The sequence below is a fragment of the Mycobacterium bulgaricum genome, assembly GCF_041287165.2.
Lineage (GTDB): Bacteria > Actinomycetota > Actinomycetes > Mycobacteriales > Mycobacteriaceae > Mycobacterium > Mycobacterium bulgaricum.
This window is the reverse complement of record NZ_JBGGKV020000013.1, coordinates 69,659-88,069: the sequence shown is the minus strand read 5'-3', so window position 1 is coordinate 88,069 and position 18,411 is coordinate 69,659. Positions and strand designations below refer to the sequence as shown.

Annotated in this window: 21 protein-coding genes; 7 read left to right on the top strand and 14 right to left on the bottom strand. The window is 66.6% G+C overall.

Annotation, left to right across the window (positions count from 1 at the left end; all coding sequences use genetic code 11):
• Positions 1-341 precede the first annotated feature (341 nt).
• Positions 342-824 (top strand): SRPBCC family protein, encoded by a 483-nt coding sequence (locus tag ACAG24_RS25460; RefSeq protein ID WP_370475177.1) that lies wholly within the window; start codon positions 342-344, stop codon positions 822-824.
• Positions 825-831: 7 nt separating this feature from the next.
• On the opposite strand, the gene ACAG24_RS25455 is transcribed toward ACAG24_RS25460, so the two are convergent.
• A complete protein-coding gene (locus ACAG24_RS25455; RefSeq protein ID WP_370475194.1) occupies positions 832-1,188 on the bottom strand; it encodes a DoxX family protein in 357 nt (118 codons plus the stop codon).
• Between the two features lie 114 nt (positions 1,189-1,302).
• Here ACAG24_RS25455 and ACAG24_RS25450 point away from each other — a divergent pair, with 114 nt between their 5' ends.
• The gene (locus tag ACAG24_RS25450) at positions 1,303-2,196 is read left to right on the top strand and encodes a sigma-70 family RNA polymerase sigma factor (RefSeq protein ID WP_370475176.1); all 894 of its coding nucleotides are present in this window, start codon (positions 1,303-1,305) and stop codon (positions 2,194-2,196) included.
• Here the strand turns inward: ACAG24_RS25450 and ACAG24_RS25445 are convergent.
• The gene (locus tag ACAG24_RS25445; protein ID WP_370475175.1) at positions 2,163-3,527 is read right to left on the bottom strand and encodes an acetamidase/formamidase family protein; all 1,365 of its coding nucleotides are present in this window, start codon (positions 3,525-3,527) and stop codon (positions 2,163-2,165) included. The genes ACAG24_RS25450 and ACAG24_RS25445 overlap by 34 nt on opposite strands.
• A gap of 280 nt (positions 3,528-3,807) precedes the next feature.
• Between ACAG24_RS25445 and ACAG24_RS25440 the strand changes: the two genes are divergently transcribed.
• Positions 3,808-4,224, top strand: a complete 417-nt coding sequence (locus ACAG24_RS25440) for a hypothetical protein (protein WP_370475174.1) — start codon at positions 3,808-3,810, stop codon at positions 4,222-4,224.
• Here the strand turns inward: ACAG24_RS25440 and ACAG24_RS25435 are convergent.
• Positions 4,221-5,060 carry a GNAT family N-acetyltransferase gene (locus ACAG24_RS25435; RefSeq protein WP_370475173.1) on the bottom strand — a complete coding sequence of 280 codons (840 nt, stop codon included), beginning with the start codon at positions 5,058-5,060 and terminating at the stop codon, positions 4,221-4,223. The two genes, ACAG24_RS25440 and ACAG24_RS25435, sit on opposite strands and share 4 nt — an antisense overlap.
• An 81-nt stretch (positions 5,061-5,141) precedes the next feature.
• Here ACAG24_RS25435 and ACAG24_RS25430 point away from each other — a divergent pair, with 81 nt between their 5' ends.
• On the top strand, positions 5,142-5,297 hold the full coding sequence (locus ACAG24_RS25430; RefSeq protein ID WP_370475171.1) for a hypothetical protein: 156 nt from the start codon (positions 5,142-5,144) through the stop codon (positions 5,295-5,297).
• A gap of 28 nt (positions 5,298-5,325) precedes the next feature.
• On the opposite strand, the gene ACAG24_RS25425 is transcribed toward ACAG24_RS25430, so the two are convergent.
• From ACAG24_RS25425 to ACAG24_RS25415, 3 genes are all read right to left on the bottom strand, one after another.
• Entirely contained in the window at positions 5,326-5,748 is a 423-nt protein-coding gene (locus tag ACAG24_RS25425; protein WP_370475170.1) for a DUF2752 domain-containing protein, read from the bottom strand.
• A 5-nt stretch (positions 5,749-5,753) separates the two neighbouring features.
• Positions 5,754-6,098 (bottom strand): CD225/dispanin family protein, encoded by a 345-nt coding sequence (locus ACAG24_RS25420; protein WP_370475169.1) that lies wholly within the window; start codon positions 6,096-6,098, stop codon positions 5,754-5,756.
• Positions 6,099-6,294: 196 nt separating this feature from the next.
• The gene (locus tag ACAG24_RS25415; protein WP_374150806.1) at positions 6,295-7,644 is read right to left on the bottom strand and encodes a H(+)/Cl(-) exchange transporter ClcA; all 1,350 of its coding nucleotides are present in this window, start codon (positions 7,642-7,644) and stop codon (positions 6,295-6,297) included.
• A gap of 131 nt (positions 7,645-7,775) precedes the next feature.
• Here ACAG24_RS25415 and ACAG24_RS25410 point away from each other — a divergent pair, with 131 nt between their 5' ends.
• Positions 7,776-8,516 (top strand): DUF427 domain-containing protein, encoded by a 741-nt coding sequence (locus ACAG24_RS25410; RefSeq protein ID WP_370475167.1) that lies wholly within the window; start codon positions 7,776-7,778, stop codon positions 8,514-8,516.
• Here the strand turns inward: ACAG24_RS25410 and ACAG24_RS25405 are convergent.
• The 4 genes from ACAG24_RS25405 to ACAG24_RS25390 all read right to left on the bottom strand — a co-directional run bounded on the left by ACAG24_RS25405 (position 8,513) and on the right by ACAG24_RS25390 (position 11,251).
• The gene (locus ACAG24_RS25405) at positions 8,513-8,836 is read right to left on the bottom strand and encodes a GNAT family N-acetyltransferase (protein WP_370475166.1); all 324 of its coding nucleotides are present in this window, start codon (positions 8,834-8,836) and stop codon (positions 8,513-8,515) included. The two genes, ACAG24_RS25410 and ACAG24_RS25405, sit on opposite strands and share 4 nt — an antisense overlap.
• An 89-nt stretch (positions 8,837-8,925) precedes the next feature.
• Positions 8,926-10,392: an FAD-dependent oxidoreductase gene (locus tag ACAG24_RS25400; protein ID WP_370475165.1), complete on the bottom strand. Its 1,467-nt coding sequence runs from the start codon at positions 10,390-10,392 to the stop codon at positions 8,926-8,928.
• 93 nt (positions 10,393-10,485) lie between these two features.
• A complete protein-coding gene (locus ACAG24_RS25395; protein ID WP_370475164.1) occupies positions 10,486-10,659 on the bottom strand; it encodes a hypothetical protein in 174 nt (57 codons plus the stop codon).
• Between the two features lies 1 nt (position 10,660).
• Positions 10,661-11,251 carry a sigma-70 family RNA polymerase sigma factor gene (locus ACAG24_RS25390; RefSeq protein ID WP_370475163.1) on the bottom strand — a complete coding sequence of 197 codons (591 nt, stop codon included), beginning with the start codon at positions 11,249-11,251 and terminating at the stop codon, positions 10,661-10,663.
• A 245-nt stretch (positions 11,252-11,496) separates the two neighbouring features.
• Between ACAG24_RS25390 and ACAG24_RS25385 the strand changes: the two genes are divergently transcribed.
• Complete coding sequence (locus ACAG24_RS25385) at positions 11,497-12,510, top strand: alpha/beta hydrolase (RefSeq protein ID WP_370475162.1); 1,014 nt, start codon at positions 11,497-11,499, stop codon at positions 12,508-12,510.
• A complete protein-coding gene (locus ACAG24_RS25380) occupies positions 12,500-13,153 on the top strand; it encodes a response regulator (protein ID WP_370475161.1) in 654 nt (217 codons plus the stop codon). The genes ACAG24_RS25385 and ACAG24_RS25380 overlap by 11 nt, the downstream gene beginning before the upstream one ends.
• Before the next feature lie 13 nt (positions 13,154-13,166).
• Here the strand turns inward: ACAG24_RS25380 and ACAG24_RS25375 are convergent, their stop codons facing one another.
• From ACAG24_RS25375 to ACAG24_RS25360, 4 genes are all read right to left on the bottom strand, one after another.
• Positions 13,167-14,354 (bottom strand): GAF domain-containing sensor histidine kinase, encoded by a 1,188-nt coding sequence (locus tag ACAG24_RS25375; RefSeq protein WP_370475160.1) that lies wholly within the window; start codon positions 14,352-14,354, stop codon positions 13,167-13,169.
• Between the two features lie 78 nt (positions 14,355-14,432).
• Positions 14,433-15,827 (bottom strand): FAD-binding protein, encoded by a 1,395-nt coding sequence (locus ACAG24_RS25370; RefSeq protein ID WP_370475159.1) that lies wholly within the window; start codon positions 15,825-15,827, stop codon positions 14,433-14,435.
• A gap of 111 nt (positions 15,828-15,938) precedes the next feature.
• Complete coding sequence (locus ACAG24_RS25365; protein ID WP_370475158.1) at positions 15,939-16,868, bottom strand: alpha/beta hydrolase fold domain-containing protein; 930 nt, start codon at positions 16,866-16,868, stop codon at positions 15,939-15,941.
• Between the two features lie 31 nt (positions 16,869-16,899).
• Positions 16,900-18,408 carry a GMC family oxidoreductase gene (locus ACAG24_RS25360; protein ID WP_370475157.1) on the bottom strand — a complete coding sequence of 503 codons (1,509 nt, stop codon included), beginning with the start codon at positions 18,406-18,408 and terminating at the stop codon, positions 16,900-16,902.
• Positions 18,409-18,411 lie beyond the last annotated feature (3 nt).

Sequence of the window (18,411 nt, the reverse complement as noted above, 5' to 3'; positions counted from 1 at the left end):
GCCGGCAGCCCAAATGGTCTGTGCGGCCGAAGGTCTCGCCCACCGCCCGATGGCCGGTTCGGACAACCGGGTTCCAACGGAACCAGTATGTCGATTGCCGATTGGGGGCTACTCCCCTTCGATGCCGCCAGCTTACACACGGCGGCGCGCGACTGGCAACTCGCCCACGTCCAAACATGGTCTCGCGCAATAATTTTGGGAACTCAACCAGGAAAGTTCGGCTATCCCAAACTCTGCCGTCGTGGCTCCTGACATGCTTGACGAGTCCCAGGCGGCCAACCAATGATCCCCGTCGGACAGACTGGGCGTGCAACGTTGCGCGATGAGCAGAGGAGACCCTCATGACCGCCGAAGAACGCTACGTCGCCACCCGCACGGTGGCCGCCCCTGCAGCAGACATCTTCGCCGTGTTGGCCGACCCTTCGCGGCATCAGGACACCGAGCCGACGGACTGGGTGCGGGATGCAGTGACGACCGATCCGCTCACCGAGGCCGGCCAGGTCTTCGTCGTGAACATGTTCCTGGAACACCTCGGCGGCGAATACGTCATGCACAACCTGGTCACCGTGTTCGAACAGGACCGCAGCATCGGGTGGCTTCCGGGCAACGTCGATGCCGGCGGCCGTCACAGCGCGCCTGGGTGGTGGTGGCGTTACGACCTCGCTCCCACCGCGGCCGGCACCGATGTGACGCTCACCTACGACTGGAGCGCCACCCTCCAGGCCGTCCGCGACCAGCTCGGCGGGCTGCCACCGTTCGGTCGGGAGTTCCTCGACGAGTCCCTGGCGAGTCTGGCTCGCACCGTCGAGAACGGGACACCCTGACGTCGAGTCAGTTCACGGCGCTCGCGAAGTACGTGAGTGCCCCTACCGCGAGCAGCAGGAACATCGCGGGGAACGCGATGTTGTGCAGGACTCTCGTCCGGATGTGCACGATCACGGCGCCGATGAAGAACATGGTCAGACCTCCCGCGGCCGCCAGACCCAACCACGGCGCGGCGGCCAGCCCGACGAGGAGCCCGACCGCTCCGGCCATCTTCAACGAAGCCAGGTACGGAATCCACCGCGGTGCGACCCCGACCTCTGCGGAATTCGTCAGCACGAACGGTGCCCGGGCCAGATCTGCGACGGCGATCGCGGCGTTGGCGACAGCGCACGCGGCGGTCACAGCTGCCAGCGCCGTTGTCACGGGGCCGCTCACAGCCCCCGTCCCATCGGTATGCTCGTCACGTCGCCTCCTGTGTCAGCGGTTCTCAGTTCCCTCACCCCTCTGACGTCCCGCAGACCGGAAAGGTGACCGCTGGTGGCCCAGATCTCCGTGAGTGACGGCTTTCTTGCCGACCGTCCCAGGCTGATGTCCATCGCGCACCGGATCCTGGGTTCGGTTGCCGACGCCGAGGACGCGGTGCAGACGGTGTGGCTGCGGATGCAGGCCTCCCCCGATGTTCCGGTCGAGAATGTGCCCGCTTGGTTGACGACCGTGGTGACGAGGGTGTGTATCGACCAGCTACGGGAGCGCAGCAGGCGCGAGGCGCTCATCGAGGGACCGGCGCCGTATCGCGACCAGGACCTCGCCACCGATGAGGCATTTCTTCGGCGCGAAGACGTGTCCCGCGCCCTGATGGTGCTGCTGTCGTCGCTGACGCCTCACCAACGCGTGGCCTACGTACTCCACGACCTCTTCGCGGTGCCTTTCGGCCGCATCGCCGAGATCCTCGACACCACACCGTCCAGCGCGAAAAAGCATGCGAGCAGGGCACGCTCGCGGGTCTCACCGCCGGCGGCGCAGTCGGCAGGGGCGGCGGCGGACACCGGCCACGACGAGATCGTCGCTGCGTTCCTCGAAGCGGCGGCCGGTGGCGACATGGCCCGCATGCTCACGCTGATGGCACCTGGATGCGTGCGGACAGTGGATGCCTCGCTGGTTCCGGCGGGGACGGCGCTCACCGTGTCTGGGGCCGCGGACGTCGCCGACGAGACACAGCGCTTCGCCACCCGGATCCGCGCGCGCACCCCGATGCGCGTCAACGGGCGTGCGGTGTACGTGATCGCGCCAGGCGGGCACCCGATCGGCATCGTCGACGTCGCCACCGATGGTGCCGTCGTCACACGCGTCGCCATCGCGCCGGTCTCGGACCTCGACGTCATCGAAGCCCTTCCCGGTCAGGTCTGCGGAAAGTGCGATTTGTACACCTGACCGTGAACCCCGACCGTGCGGTCGACGACTTGTGACACCGAAAAGTCCGCTGCAGCAGACAAATACGCGTAAGCGGTCGCCCTGTCCATGCCACGATCGGTTTCGAGGAAGTCGAGGGCGTTGACGACCGCACGGCGCATCGCGATGTCCAAGTCGCTGCCCTGACCGCCGACGGAGCCGTCCGGGTCGGACAGACCGATGGGCACCCAGGCGTCGGCGGTTTCGGCGAACGGATAGCGGTAGGCCACCGAGGGTGCATCCCCGGAGCCGGGTTTGCACACCGAAAGCCGGTAGGAGCCACGGAGGGATCCCTCCATGGCGGTCAGCGCGACCTCACCGTCGCCCATGGCCATGTGCGGATCGCCCACGTAGAACAGCGCCCCCTCGGCGAACACCGGCAGATAGAAGGTGGCCCCCTCCCCCAACAACCGGATGTCGATGTTCCCCCCACCGACCGTCGGAGGGATGGAGTTGGCGGTGGCCGCCGTCGGATCGGTGTCCTGGGAATACGCCACTCCCATCATGCCCATGAAGGGCCGCAGCGGAAATCGCACCGCGGCGGCGCCATAGGTCATCACACCGTGGCCGTCTTCGACGGCGGTGAACGTCGAGACATTGCCGTATCGCGCCGGGTCGGGATCGGGGCGCCGGTCGGTGCCGACGGGCGGCATCACCTCGGCGAGGCTGATGCCGGCGGGGGAGCCGCCGTCCGGCGTGCGGGCCAGCGCCCCCTTGCCGTGCCTACTGGAGACCACGCCATAGGGCACCCGCGGAATCGCTTGCAATATTTCGATTTTCAGCACGTCGCCGGGCTGAGCGCCCTCGACGAACACCGGTCCGGTGACGACGTGGGGGCCATCCTTGTCGAAGTTCCTCGGCGTCCGCCGGTAACCGGCCGCGATGTCGATCGCGTCCTGGAGCACCTCGTTCTCGGCCACACCGTGCGAACCGAAGTACTCGACCGGATTGCGCCCCTGGTCCTCCAGAATGCCTTCGTGGCTGACGGCATCGATGGTCACCGTCTGTCCGGAACCGATCTGCAGGGCCGGCGCCGCGTGGACGGTCGGCACGTAACCCCACAGCACGGCGTCAGGCGTGGACTGCAGGTAGTGGTCGCCGACCGGATCGCCCTGACCAGGTTGCAGGATGGTGAAGCTGGAGGAGGCCGACGACGGCGCCTCCGACGGCGGACCGGTCGTTCCGGACTGGCAGGCGGACACGGTGCCCACGACGCCTGCGCCTGCGCCCATTGCGGCGACCGCCCGGATGAAGTCTCTTCTGCCGAGACCCGTCCAGAGGGTTTCCGCTGCGAGCCGGGCGGGGTCTGTCATGGCAACACCTTTCGACGGGAGACGACTACCGCAGTGAATTCCCCCTCGGCATTTCCGACCCGCAACGTTCGTGCTACGTCCTCGTTGCCGGATTTCTCGCCACCGGACGCGGGGATCGATGCCACCGGTGGCCGCGTTCACTCAGATCGGCCCTGCATCAACGGTTTTGGCCGATCTCAGTCCGCAGACCGTGGGTACTGTCATAGTCGAGCCTGCGACGTCGTCTCGATTCAGACCCGAGGTGTTCGGCGATCGCGACGCGAACCGAGAGAGGACCGATATGCCGTCGGGAGACCAGCAGAGGTCGTCACGCCCGTTCTTGCTCACAGCCCGCTTCTTCGCGCTCGCCACGATCGCCGTCATCGTGGCGCTCTTCGGCACGGCCGGTGCGCTCGTCCAGGCCGGCGAGCTCAAGGACGTCCACGGGACCGCGGCGATCGTGCTGCACGTCGTCACCGGCGGGCTCACGGTCGCACTGGCAGGACTTGCCTACGGTCGCAGGCGCGGCTGGTGGAGCGCGGTCGTTGCCTTCGTGATCCTCGCGTTCTCGTTCGTCCAGGCGAGTCTCGGGGAGGGGCCCACACTGGGGATCCACGTGCCTGGTTCGCTGGTGATCGTGATCGGGAGCGTCTGGCTGACGGTGTGGCTGTTCTCCGCATCCGCGGCTCGGGACCTCGAAGCGCCCACGCGAGACTAAACGGGTTCCTTGACCAGAACCGCGCGGGTGTAGAGCAGCTGAAAGCCTCGGCGCTGGACGTTCTTCTGCGATGTCGAGCCCGGCGCAGTGGTGACGACGGCGAGGTCGCAGCCGGCTGACACCGCGTCGCCGAGGCGCGTCGCCAGGAGCGCGGACTGCACGCCTCGCCGCCGGGCCTTTGGCACCGTCGCCGCGCCGGTGAGTTGAGCGACTCCGTCGGTGATCCTCATGCCGGCGCCGCCCGCAACGGCGCCGTCACAGTAAGCGAGGTACGCGACGGCGCCGGCCTTCTCGAAGTCGCGCTCCGCCTTGGCGATGACCTCTCGCGGGAACTCCTCGTGACTGACCACACCGACCTCGTCGGGATGAGTGAAACCTTCGACGACGGCGTCGATCCACGTGTCGATGTCCGCCGGGCCTGCTCGCCGGATCTCGACCCCGGGGCCCGTCGCTGAGGCGGCCGCGGAAGGCAACGCCTGCCCGAGGACGTTCTCGAATCCGACCAGTCGATAGCCGCGCCGGGTCAAAAGCTCCGCGACTGCCGGGTCGGCCAGGTTCGAGAGCTCCACCTGCACGGGGACGCCCAGTTCCGCGAGGGTCCGCTCCACGGTGTCCAGAACCGCGGGGTCGATGTCACCCCCGAACCCGAGGCCGACGACTTTGTTCATCGGGGAGCCTGCTTCTGCGGCGCAGGCGAAGCCGCCGGCGATCGGCAGCGCGGTGCCCCAGGCTCCGCGCGTCAGCGCCGCCTCGGTCGCGGCGACGATCAGTGCGGCTTCGGCGGCCTCGATGCGGCCCGCCAGGTCGGTGCCGCAGAACAACGGTGATCCGGTCACGCGGGTAATTGTGTTTCACGAAGCCCCGATCGGAGAACTCAATTCACGTCCAACCACCGATGACGCTTGGAGGCTTTCGCCGTGGAGCAGAACGATCACCCACCCGCCAACCCGAAAGACGCCACCGAGGCGACCGAAGAGCAGCGAGACCTCCAGGAGAAGCTCGATCACCAGGACGATGACCCCGACGCACCTGCGCGCACCCAGACCCACCGCCAGATCCCAGACGAAAGCTGATGCACCTGGCGCTCGCACAGGATTACGGTCACACCCGCAGTGCGACAAACGGCTCGAAGGGCACGATTCGCAACACGAACCACACCACGACGGCGCCGAGAGTCACCGCGGCGGCCCACCGGTGGTGTTGCCAGGAGACGATTCTGCGGTTCACGATGCGACCGTAGGTCCACGTGGCGTACGCCACGAGGAGGAAACCGAGGGCCACCACGGCGAGGGCATTGAAGCGCAGTGCGGACATGACGTCGCCACCGAGCAGCGAGTAGATGGTGCGCAGCGTCCCGCATCCCGGACAGTCAATGCCGAGAAGGGATTTCGTCGGACACGTGGGCAGGAGTCCGCCCGGGGTCGTGGGATCTGCGACCCACACGATGGCACACGCGCCTGCCGCCGCGGCGCCCACGAGCAGTGGGCCGCCGAGGCGGGCAGGAGCGGATCGCCCGGCCGGCAAGGAGATCAGTACGACGTCGAGGTATCGAAGTCCATGCTGAGAGCGCCGACGGCGATGAGGATGCCGTAGATGATCACGAAGATCACCCAGGCGACGACGCTCCAGATCGCCCACTTCTTCGCGGCCGCCGCGGATGCCTGCGCCTCCGCATAGCGCCCTTGCGCCCAGAGACCATTGACCTGAGCGGCTTTGACGATCGACACGACACCGAACGGCAGACAGCAGAAGATCGTCGTCAGGATGCCGAGCACCAGGTTGTTGCTCGGCTGCGGGCCCATCGGCTGCTGCGGAGGCAGGCCGCCGCCGCCTGCGGGGGGCGGAGGCGGGTAATTCCCGGGCGGTTGTGTCATGTCGACTCCCTCAAAGGCCGAGTAGTAGCTCAGAAAAGCGAGCTAAGGGTACCCGACAAGATCAACGCGAAAGTGGCAAATTCGCCCCGTTCGGAGAATTTTCCCGCGCGTTCAACCCCGGGTGGTCCTCACCTGGGTGATCCGTATCGATCCACCGACCCCGGCGCCACCCCGGACGCCCCAATCAGCAACGCAGTCAAGGCTCCTCGCGGCGGCCGCCGCCCGCCTCCTCGGGGTTCACGTCCGGTTCCCGCGGCATTCGTTCACGGAGGCTGTCGTAGATCGGCACCGACCCCACGGCCCGAGCGGTCAGTATAGCCGAGATCATGGCCGCCACCGCAGGTATGGCCACCGAGACCGTCGCCGTCATCTCGATCACGATGGCGATCCCGGTCAGTGGGGCTCGCACTGTCGCCCCGAAAAACGCTGTCATCCCTACGATCGCCATCGGAATCACCAGGAATGAGGTGTCCTCGGGCCACACGGCGTCGAAGCATCCTGTGAAGACGAAACCCCAGAGCGCACCGACGGCCAGCAGCGGCGCGAACAGTCCGCCCGGAACTGCCGCCGAATAGCTCAGTGGCCCGCTGATGAACCGCGCCGCAAGCAATCCCACCGCCACCCACAACACGAACTCATGCCCGTCGAGAATCATCTGCGTCAGGGAGTCTCCGTCGCCCACCGTCAGCGGTGCCACACAGAGCGCCGCGCCGACCACCGCCCCGATTGCCGTCGCCTTCAGCGCGGTGGGGATCTTCGGCAATGCAGCGACGTGATCTCCCAGCCACGGCACCACGACGTTGTAGCCGGCGCCGAGGACGCCGGTGAGCACACCGAACACCACAAAGAGCGGCAGCCACGTGAGATCGGGTGCCGCGACACGGTTCACGTCGAAGTCGGGGTCGTTGCCGAGCAGAAGGCGCGACGAGACGATCGCCGCCGCGGCGGCAAGTACCGTGGCCAGCACGATCCGCGGCCGCAACGACTTGGTCACCTCTTCGAGGGTGAACAGCACCCCGGCGATCGGAGCGTTGAACGCGACGGCCAGACCCGCGCCGGCAAGGGCCACCTCGACTGTCCGCGCATCGCGGTCGCGCAGTCGCGTGCGCCGCGCAGTCTCGGCGCCGACCGCCGCGCCCATGTGGACTGTCGGCCCTTCGCGTCCGAGAACCAGGCCCCCGCCGATCGCCAGCACCCCACCGACGAAGCGCGCCGGAAGCACGCTCGGCCGCGGCGGGCGCGCGCTGCCGAGGAAGACGGCTTCCACGTGCGGGATGCCGCTGCCCACCGCCTGGGGTTCCCACCGCACCAGCAGCGCCGCGATCGTCGCGCAGACGGCTGCGGCGGCGATCGGGATCAGCCAGCCCGGCCCCGGCAATCGCAGAGCCCACTCGACTAGGTCGGCCCGCACGCCCTCGGCCGCCTGCAGGCACCAGCGGAACGCGGCGCCGATGACACCGAGAACTACCCCCGCGATGGTCGCCGCGACACAGACGAGCACCGTGGCGCGCACCGGACCTCTCTCGCTACCGTGGCGAACAGGCACGAGTCGTCGTTCTCCTTCACCACTGGACGGCCGGGCCTACAGTCTCGCGCATCATTGGACCGACGTGTCCGGACATCGGAGGCCCCGCGGTGAACAGCGCTCAGCACGGCCCGGAACCGGACTATCCGCAGATGGCGGCAACACGGGGTCGCATCGAGCCGGCCCCGCGCCGGGTGCGGGGCTTCCTGGGCCGGGACCTGGTCTTCGACACCACGTCGGCGCGTTACGTCTGGGAGGTGCCCTACTACCCGCAGTACTACATCCCGCTGGCCGACGTCGTGCCCGGCGTGCTGCGCGACGACGGCCATCAGCAGCGAGTGCAGTTCGGCCCGTCACACACGTTCTCGATCGTCGGTGACAGCGGCACTGCGACGTCGGCGGCGCGGGTGTTCGACGCGGGAGACGGTCCGGTGGCGGGCCTGGTGAAGTTCGAGTGGAATGCGCTCACCTGGTTCGAGGAGGACGAGCCGATCTACGGCCATCCACGCAATCCCTACGCCCGGGTGGATGCGCTGCGCTCACACCGACACGTCACCGTCATGCTCGACGGAGTAACTCTCGCCGACACCCGAAGCCCGGTGTTGCTCTTCGAAACCGGTTTGCCGACAAGGTATTACATCGACCGCACCGACGTCGCGTTCGAACACCTGCAGCCGACCGATACGCAGACCCTCTGTCCGTACAAGGGCAGGACGTCACGCTACTGGTCGATACGAGTGGGCGACGCGGTGCACCCGGATTTGGCGTGGACCTACGAGACGCCGCTGCCCGCGGTCGCTCCGATCGCGAACCTGGTCGCGTTCTACAACGAAAAGGTCGACATCACCGTCGACGGCGTCGATCCGGGCCGGCCGAAGACCCATTTCGGTTAGCGCCGGTCGGTGATGTCGGCATACTCAGGGTGTTTGTCGATGTATTCGGCGACCATCCAGCAGGTCGGAACGATGCGCAGCCCCTCCGCGCGCGTGACGCGCAACGCCTCGGCGACGAGAATGGTCGCCAGCCCACGGCCCTGGAACTCGCGGTCCACCTCGGTGTGCGGGAAGATGCGTTTGCCCGCCTCTTCACGGAGGTCGTCGTGGAAATCGGCGAGTCCCACGGTGCGGCCCTCGACTGCGATGAGGAACCGGCCGGGTTCTCGCGTCACGGTCGTCGCGGCACCGGTGCGATCGGGAGGCGTCTCAGAGCTCATCACCCCACGATAGAGGTGTCCGGAGCCTGGCGTGAAAGACGTTCCAGGACAGTCGTTTCATCACGGCATGCCCGGCTACGCCCGGGAATCTACTCTCCTGAGGGCAGCGGTCCGCAGCGCAGGCTGAAGCGCTCACGCAAGGTGTCCAGGCATCGGCGCGCCCGTTGCCGTTCCTTGCGGTGGGTCGCCAGGAACTTCAGTGCGCCCGTCAACTGCCGGGCCCGGGGGTACCACCGGTCGACACTGAGGCCGCAGTCCAGGAAGACCCGGTTGGGCAGATTGTCGTACATCACGCTGAGGTTGTGCTGGGAGAGGCACAGCAGCCCGAACGGCAGGGCGACCTTCGACTTCCGCCGCAGATCGACCGCGTCGAGTTCGTAGAGCTGTTCGACCTCGACGCTGTCCCGGAAGAACATGTGGGTCATGAAGTAGGCCATGAACGACGTGAGATGCAATGTCGCCGAACGCGGTTGGATCGACAGCACAGCGCCGCCGCGGGAGAGGTAGGGCTCATACGGCTCTGCGTCGCGCAGGACGTAGCCGGTGCAGTTGACGATCCAGCTGCCGGGTGTGAGCGGGACCGTCGCACCGCTTCCCAGTTGCATCTGCGGACCGTCCGGCTCGTCGGTGACATCGACGAACCGGTCCATCACGACATTGGTGAGACCAGTGGCGATGACGCGGTTTTCGGCTTCGGACATGATGCCGAGGACGTAGGTGTCCGCGTCGTCGGTCGGCCAGAGACCGTAAGTGTCGCGAAACCAGCGCGCCGCCCTGTCTTCGTTCGTCCCGTCGAACCGGCTCAGCATCTGCGCGCCGGACGCACTGACCAGTGTGCCCGACCACCACCGGCGATGCCCCGCCGGGAAGCTCTGGTCGCGGTTGAGGAAAAAGGTCCCCGAGCCGGCCACCAGGTTCACCTCGCGACCCCGGTCCGCCGCGATGAGGGCGTGCGCGGTGTCCATCCCCGTCTTGCCTCCGCCGATCACCCACACCGGAGTGCCGCTGTCGCCGATGTCGCCCGAGCGGACGTCACAGAAGTCCGGCGAGACCGAGGCGACGTCGCAGGACTGGACGCGCAGCGGTGGGTTGGGGGTGACCGCGAACCCGGCGGCCTTGATCAGTCGGCGAGCGTGAATTTCGCGGCGTCTCCCGTCGACGGCTTCGCAGACGATCCGAACGCCGCCCTCGCCCTCGTCGTGGGACACGAGTTCCCAGCCGAGCATCTCCTTCACGACCACCCGTTTCCGGATGACGTCGAGGCAGTGCTCGAAATGGTCGAGCACCTCGGGCTTGGTCGCCAGGTGGCCGGGTTCCCTGTCCCATCGCCACGGAATGTCACCAGCGGTGAACATCGGATGCGGTTGATGCAGGCGCACATACGGATAGGTGTCGACCCACATGCCTCCGACGCGTTCGCGTCGGTCCACGAGGATGACCCGACGCCTTGGGCCGAGGTAGCTCGCGGCGACGTACAGTGCGTTCATGCCGGCCAGCCCGGCGCCGACGACGCACAGATCGCATTCCTCGACGACGCGGTCGTCCTGCTCGGCCACTCGGCCCCCCACTGTGATCGGCGTCACTCCCCTCTGGGATGCCCAGTTCGCCCCGGTGGAAACCCCGCCCTGCCACAGCTCGTCGCCGCGGCATCACGGCCTGCCCGGCTCCTCATCCACCTGGCGGCGCGAAACACAGTCACGGTCAACGTATTTACGAAACTCGTGGTGGCTCGTGGGCTGGAGAAACCGCCGAAAGAACTGCTTGAGCGCCGTCACCGACACCGCGCACACGACCAGGACGTCAACAGCTACCAGGTCGGCCACCTCAGGCGACCTCCGGCCGGCAGGTGGAGTTCGTCAGGTGGTCGCGCAGCCGGTGACGAGCACGGTGCAGCCGCGACATCACCGTGCCGTACGGGATGTCGAGGAAATCGGCGATCTCCCGGTAGGAGTAACCCTCCACGTGTGCGTAATACAGGACGATGCGCAGACCGTTCGGCATGCTCGCCAGTGCATCGCTGACCTTCCCGTCGGGGATCTGGTCGAGCACGCGATCCTCGGCAGACCGTTGTGCACCGGTCCGCACGGATTCTTTGTCGGCCGAGTTGTCGTCGTCGAACGAATCCTCCAGCATCTCAGCCGGGCGCCGTTGCGATCGACGGTAGGAATTGATCCACTGATTACGCATGATTCGCGTCAACCAGGCCTTCATGTTCGACCCCGGCCGAAAAGACGCGTATCCGGAATAGGCTCGCAGCAAGGTCTCCTGAACGAGATCCTCGGCGTCAGGGTGGCTTCGGGTCAATCGCCACGCAGTCCAGTACAGCGAATTCAGCAGGGGCATGACGTCGTTCTCGAATTGCAGTGCCGCACGGTCGTCGCCGTCGCCGTCGATCAATGGGGAAGGGGTCGTCATAGACAACACACTCCCTGACCAGGGTTGTGTTGTCGGCGACGCTAGCCCCCAATCTCGATATGCGGACAACCGCATCGAAACACTACCGGTTATCCGCACGGAGCGTTCGCTATCGTGCGCTCGTTGACGGTGAACGCACAGGGAAATTGCCGCCATCTGCAAGGATTTCAGGCAGCTCGCAGCGAACCGCTTCAACAGTCAAATAGGAACGGACTATTTACGTTTCACGCGGTGTTCAACTGAGCATGACCAAATCCAATTCATTAGGCCAGCGGCTCGACGTCGATCCGATGGTGAAAGGACTGGCGGATATCCTCGCCGAGCAGTTCACGCTGGCGAAGGGTGTCGAGGAGGCTCGCAGACAGTTGCGTGCGCTCGTGCTTCCGACACCGGATGATCTGGCGGAGTTGCGCATCGAAAACCACCTCGTGGGGGTCGAGGACCTGGTCGACGTCCCGGTCCGCATCTACTGGCCGCCGGCTGGGCAGCGCACGGGCTCACCGATCGTTGTCTTCTATCACGGCGGCGGCTTCGCGACCGGGGATCTGGAGACCTACGACACGCTCGCACGGATGCAGGCCGTTCACGCGGAAGCCATTGTCGTTTCGGTGGATTACCGCCTCGCACCGGAACATCCGTACCCCGCCGCCATCGACGACGCGTGGTCGGCGCTGCGCTGGGTGGGCAAGCACGCGGCGAACCTCGGCGGAGACCCCCGTCGGATCGCCGTCGCCGGCGACTCGGCGGGAGGCAACATATCGGCGGTCATGACGCACCTCGCGCGTGACAACGGAGGGCCACAACTGGCGTTCCAGTTGCTGTGGTACCCGGCGACCACCATCGATTTCACGCTGCCTGCGGTGCGGGAGAACGCAGACGCACCGATCTTGACCGCCGACATGATGACGACATTCATGCGCTGGTATCACCCGGCTTGTGTCGACGAGGTCGACCCGTCGGCCCTACCGGTCACCGTGGCTCCGGCCAATGCCGTGGATCTGTCGGGTCTGCTACCAGCATACATCGCCATCGCCGACCACGATCCGCTGCGTGACGACGGATCTCACTACGCCGAGTTGCTACGCGCTGCAGGCGTTCCGACGCAATTGGACCATTCGCCGACGCTGGTTCACGGCTATCTCAACTTCGTATCCGCGGTGCCTGCGGCCGCCGAGGCGTTCGACCGCGGAATGGCGGCGCTCCGAGCAGGCCTGCGCGGCGGCCGACACCATTGTCTCGAGGATCACGATGGCCGGTAACCGGGTGGTTGTCGCAGACGACGATGTTCTGCTTCGCGAGGGCATTTCGAGCCTGTTGATGAGTGACGGGTACGACGTCGTCGCCCAAGCGGGTAGTGCCGACGAGGTGCTTGCCGCCATCCGGACCGAGAAGCCCGATCTCGCGGTCCTCGACATCAGGATGCCACCCCACCACCGCACCGAGGGGCTCGACGTCGCCACGCTGGTGCAGGAGGAGCTGCCGCAGACATCTGTCGTCCTGCTGTCGGCTCATGTCGATGTTCATCACGCCAAAACGCTTCTGCGCGAGAATCGTCCGGTGGGCTATCTGTTGAAGAGTCGGATTGCCAGCATCAAAGATTTTCTCGATTCGGTTCGAAGGGTCGCGCACGGGAAAACCGTCCTGGACCCGGTGTTCGTTCAGCGCCTGATCAGTGCGCCGCGTCTGGACGATCCGCTTGAGTCGTTGAGCTCGCGCGAACGTGAAGTACTGATGCTGATGGCCGAGGGGCTGTCCAACACAGGCATCGGAAAGCGGATGGTGCTCACCCAGAGCACTGTCGAAAAGCATGTCCGCAATGTCATGACGAAACTGCAGCTCGCAGACACCGGCGATGATCACCGTCGCGTGCAGGCAGTCGTGATCTACCTCGAGTCACGCTGAGAGGTAGGTACGTTCACGCGGGTTTGCGTTGCACACCAGGGTTTTGCGCCAGGAGCACCATGTCACCGCCCTCAGGGATTTCGCAGCGGATGCGTGTCCCGCCACCCGCGGGGCTGTCGACAGTCAACTCGCCACCCAGCGCTTCGACCCGATCGCGCAGACCGATCAGCCCGGTGCCGTTCGCGAGTTCCGCGCCGCCGACGCCGTCGTCGGCGACGGTGACGATGAGCAGACCGTCAGCGGTGGCAGCCGAGATGTCGGCGTGTGTGGCCCGGGAATGTTTGAGCACGTTGGCCAATGCTTCCGAGACGACGTAATAGGCACCGACTTCGAGGGCCTGGGGCAGGCGGCTCGGCACGTCCACGCCGACCGTCACCGGTAGTGATGCCCGTAGCGCCAGGGCCCGCAACGCTGGCCCGAGCCCCGCCTCTGACAGAATCGCCGGGTGTAGGCCCTGAGCGATCTCGCGGAGGTTGTCGACCACATCGAGAAGATCGCGGGCCGTGCGCTCCAACTTGTCGCGCACCGGGGGCAGCACGGATTCGTGTCCTGACAACGTCGCCAGCCGCAGCGCGAGTGCGACCAGGCGCTGCTGCGCCCCGTCGTGCAGATCCCTTTCGATGCGCCGACGGGACTCGTCTGAGGCCATCACGATCCTGGCGCGCGATGTCTCGATCTCCGCGCGTCCTTGGGCCGTGGCGATGGCGGTGGCAGTGAGATTGGTGAATTCCGCCAGCTGCACTTCGGTGTCCGCGGGCAAGGGGCCGGCGCAGGAACCGATCGCAATCAGACCCCACAGTGCTCCGTGGACGAAGATCGGCACCCCGACGGCGCCGATCAGTCCCTCGGACACGTAAAGACCCCCGCCGGGGAGGTCGCGGTAGTCGTCGATGCGGACGGCCCTGCCCGTGCGCCACACCAAGCTGGTGATCCCTGCCTCGGGAAATCCGCTCCATTCGTGACCGACCCGCACATGCGGACCCCCGGTGCCCTCATTCGCCACAACCGTTGCAGTTCCGTCGGATTCGAAACGGATCATCCGGGCGGTCGCCGCCTGGGCACGGCATCGCACTTCTCTGGTCACCGCCGCGAAGATCGCCGCCGGTCGAGCTCGGCGGCTGATGAGTGCGGCAAGGCGCCTCAATGCGTCATGTGCTCCGTAGATGTCGTCCAAGCCGCCGTCGCATTCACCACGTGTCACGTGGACACCACCCTGCAGAGAGAACGTCGTTGCGCACCGGACGGCGCCGTCGCCGTCGCGATGCGGTCTCCATGATCGCTAAGCAACAGCCGGCGGAACATTGTGATTCACTCGGAATATGTTGTGAGGGTCGTATTTCGCCTTGACTTCTCGCAGATGCGCGTAGACCCCGGCGTCGTATGCGCGCCGGGTACCCCGCTCGGTGGCATCCGCGGGACCCAGAAAGCTCGGGTGCGCCTGCGGATGAAGCCAGGGTGCGAGCGCGGCGACGAGTTCGCTGCCGCAGCTCTGGTAGTCGCGGACATCGGCGTCGGGCGGCACGACCGTGAGACCGAAGAACGCGAATGCCGCGTCACGGCCACCGACCGCGTTGGTCACCGGCGACGGTCGGCTGAACGCGCCTTGGAGGTGCCGGAAGTCGATGATGTTCATCTGGCTGCCCGCCTCGGATTCCACCAGGCCGGCGATCGCCTCCACCGTGCCATCGGTCAACTCACGCAGAAGGCCGAAGTGTTCGACAGCCGCGGCGGGTTCCGTCGGATCCTGTGTGATGGTCGCGAATGCCGAGTAGGGGATTTCGGCAACGGTATCGAGGAGGCGGGGCGCGGCCCGGCGCAACGGATCGATCAGCCGACGCCCGGTGCGCGGATCTCCACTGAACGAGATACGCAGCGCGACAACCTTTTTACCCTGCATGAAGGGTGGGAGATCGGGCAGGGGCGGGAAGTTCAGTATCGTCGCGGCGGTGCTGATGTCGTCGGGGGCCGACACCGTGAACTGCCGGTAAGCCTCGAGCACACTACGCGTGTGCTCGCCCGCGTAGAAAAGGGAACCCGCGTAGATCTGCTCGACAGGAAACAGTGCGAACTCCATCGCGGTGACGACACCGAAATTGCTCTTGCCGCCGAGCAGGGCGCCGAACAGATCGGCATCCGCACGGGCAGTGGCGCGGCGCAACCGCCCGTCAGACGTCACGACGTCGATGGCGCTGACATGGTCACTGGCCCAACCGAACTTGCGACCGAGGGTAGGGCTGGCGCCTCCGGCGAGTGTGTACCCGACGACTCCCACGCTGGGCGCAGAACCGGCGAGTGGGGCAAGACCGAACGCGGCAGCCACGTCGACGAGCTGCCCGAATCGCAACCCCGCCTGAACCCGGGCGACTCTGCGCATGGCATCGATCTCCACACCGACCATGTTGCGCGTCGAGATCATCAGTGTGTCGTCCCCAGCTGCCACCGTCGGTCCGTGGCCGGTGTGCAGCACGGCGACGCGAAGCCCGTGCCGCGATGCGAACGTGACGGCTTCGCGGACGTCGTCGGGACCCGCGGCTGTAACCACCACAGCGGGCCGATGCCGTACGCATGTGTTGAACACGGCGAGCGCGTCGTCGTATCCGGGCGTCTCCGCGCTGAAGGTCCGCCCACTTGTATTGGCCTGCAGTGTCGGCAGAGAGTCGCGCCAGCTTTTCATCAAATGGTCCTTTTCCGTGAAGGCTTCGCCGGCGAACCGGGATGACGGGGTGTCATCCGGTACGAACGTCCGCCGTGCAGCTCAAGACCGCGAACCGGAACATGATTGCCGTCACATCTCGCCCAATATTTCTGCGCGAGAACCACTTTCGGATCCATTCGATCCGGCGATGAACGCCGCGGCTCTGTCCAGTGCCCGGCGTGCGCTTTTCAGTTGCGCGACGTTGAGCTGGAAGACGTGGTGCATGCCCTGCCACACTTCCAGTGTCACCTGCCCGCCGGCACCGGCGACGGCTTCGGCGAAGCGGCGCGAATCATCGAGCAGGATCTCATCGGAACCCACCTGCAGCAGCATCGGCGGGAGCCCGTTCATGTCGGCGAACAACGGCGAGGCTCGTGGATCACGCACATCGCACGCACCGGCGTAGGCGGCCGCCGATGCCCTCAGATACGCCGGGTCGAGCAGTGGGTCGCCGACCGCGTTCTCGGTGACGCTGGGACTGCTCAACGACAGATCGGTCCACGGCGAGAAGACCACGCACGCCGCCACCGGTACACGATCCGTGCGCGCCTGCATGACGGTGGCGAGCGAAAGCCCCCCACCGGCCGAGTCGCCGGCGACCACCACTGCCCCGTATCGCGCGCCGACGTGGGCCAGCGCCCGACCGGCCATATGCAGTGCGTCGGGCAACGTCGCCTCGGGCGCCAGCGGATAGTCGAGAACGAACGCCGAAATGCGGGCGCGGGAAGCCAATTGACTGACCAGACCGACATAGGCCGACGCGCTACCCAGCCCGTATCCGCCGCCGTGCAGGAACAGCATCGCCGTGCTCGTGCGGGCGTCGGCAGGATGCACCCACACACCGGGGCAGGCGCCGCCGGCCGTCTCGACGGTCGCGTCGGCGGTCACCGGCGTCGCCGCGATGAAGCGGTCGTAGACCTCACGCGGCTCCCCCGCCTCGCCGGACCAGAACTTGGCGAACTCGACTCTCAGTGCGCGGGCGGCGGGAATGTCCTCTTCGTCGATCGCGATGACGGGCATGCGGTGGTCTCCTGTCCTCAGGTCGTACCGATCAACGGCCTAGCAGCGAGCGGCTGATGGCTTCGGCAATCATGATGGTGGTGACATTGGTTGCCGCCGAGGGGATGTCGGGCATGACAGAGGCGTCTGCGACGTAGAGCCTGTCGGCGCCCCTGACGCTGCAGGCACCGTCGAGCACCGCGGCCGCGTCGTCCGGACCGCCCATCGGCACCGTCGAGGTCGGGTGCGCATAACCGTCCACCGACGCGACAACGGCCCGCTCGAGGGCAGCTGCGTCCTCGACCTCGGGGCCGGGTGCCAGTTCTCGGTCGACGACGTCACAGAAGGGGCGCATGCGGCCGATCTGTCGCGAGATCTGCACCGCTTCCAGCATCCTGCGCAGATCGCTCGGATCCTCGAAGAAGTTGTAGCGGATCACCGGCGCAACGCGCGGATCCCGGCTCGCCAGACGGACGGACCCCGTCGATGTGGGCAGGGTCACCGCCGATGCGAGGACGATGGCGGCTCCGGTCGGACTCTCGGCCGGGTCGATGATGTGCGTCGCCGAGATCTGAAGATCGAGTTCGTCGCACCCCGCTTCACTCGACGCCGTCCAGATGATGGCACCGGCAACGGGTTCCATGCACGATGCGGCTGCGGTGAGCGAATAGACGTTGTAGTAGAACGGGTGCTCCTTGAGCTGGGCACCCACAGGCGCGTCGACGAGCACAGGTATGCCCAGATCCTCCAGGTGCCGCGCCGGGCCGATGCCCGATCGCATCAGGATGGCGGGGCTGCCGAACGCGCCTGCGGACAGGACGACCGTGTGCCCTCTGACCGTCTCGCCCGTGACGAGGCGCAACCCCGTCGCGGTAAGCCCGTCGAACTCGACGCGGTCTACCTCGGCGCCGCCGACGATTGTCAGGTTGGGTCTGCGCCGCACGCCGTCTGGAAGATAGGCCATCCCGGTGTTGATTCGCCTGCCGTCGACCACGTTCAGCGGGTAGGGCGACACGCCGTGCTGGTGAGCTCCGTTGAAGTCGTCCACACGCGCCAGACCGATTGCTTCCGCGGCGTCGACGAATGCCCGCATGGAGGGTGTGTTGTCCCCCATCGTGGTCTGCCGGATCGGAAAGGGACCGCGACGTCCGTGCCATTCGTCCTCGCCGGTCGGCGTGTTCTCGAGCGCCTTGAACAGCGGAAGCACATCGTCGAACGTCCAGCCTTTGATCCCGTGGGCGCTCCAGCGCCTGAAATCAGAAGGGCGCGAACGCATGGCGACGGCGGCGTTCACCGCAGAACTGCCGCCGAGAACCTTTCCGCGCGGCGCGTCGATGTCGTGGCCGACGCGCTCGTGGGTGCGATAGCCCCAGTCATGCTCGGCATCGCCCCTGACCCTGTTCGCGTCGGCGAGCACGTCGGGGTACTGCGACGCCGGATAGGCGGGACCCGCCTCGACGAGAAGCACGTGCACGCTCGGGTCCTCGCTGAGCCGGCTGGCCAGGACACAGCCGGCCGACCCTCCGCCGGCGACGACGAAGTCGTAGGTGCGGCCGGACATGTG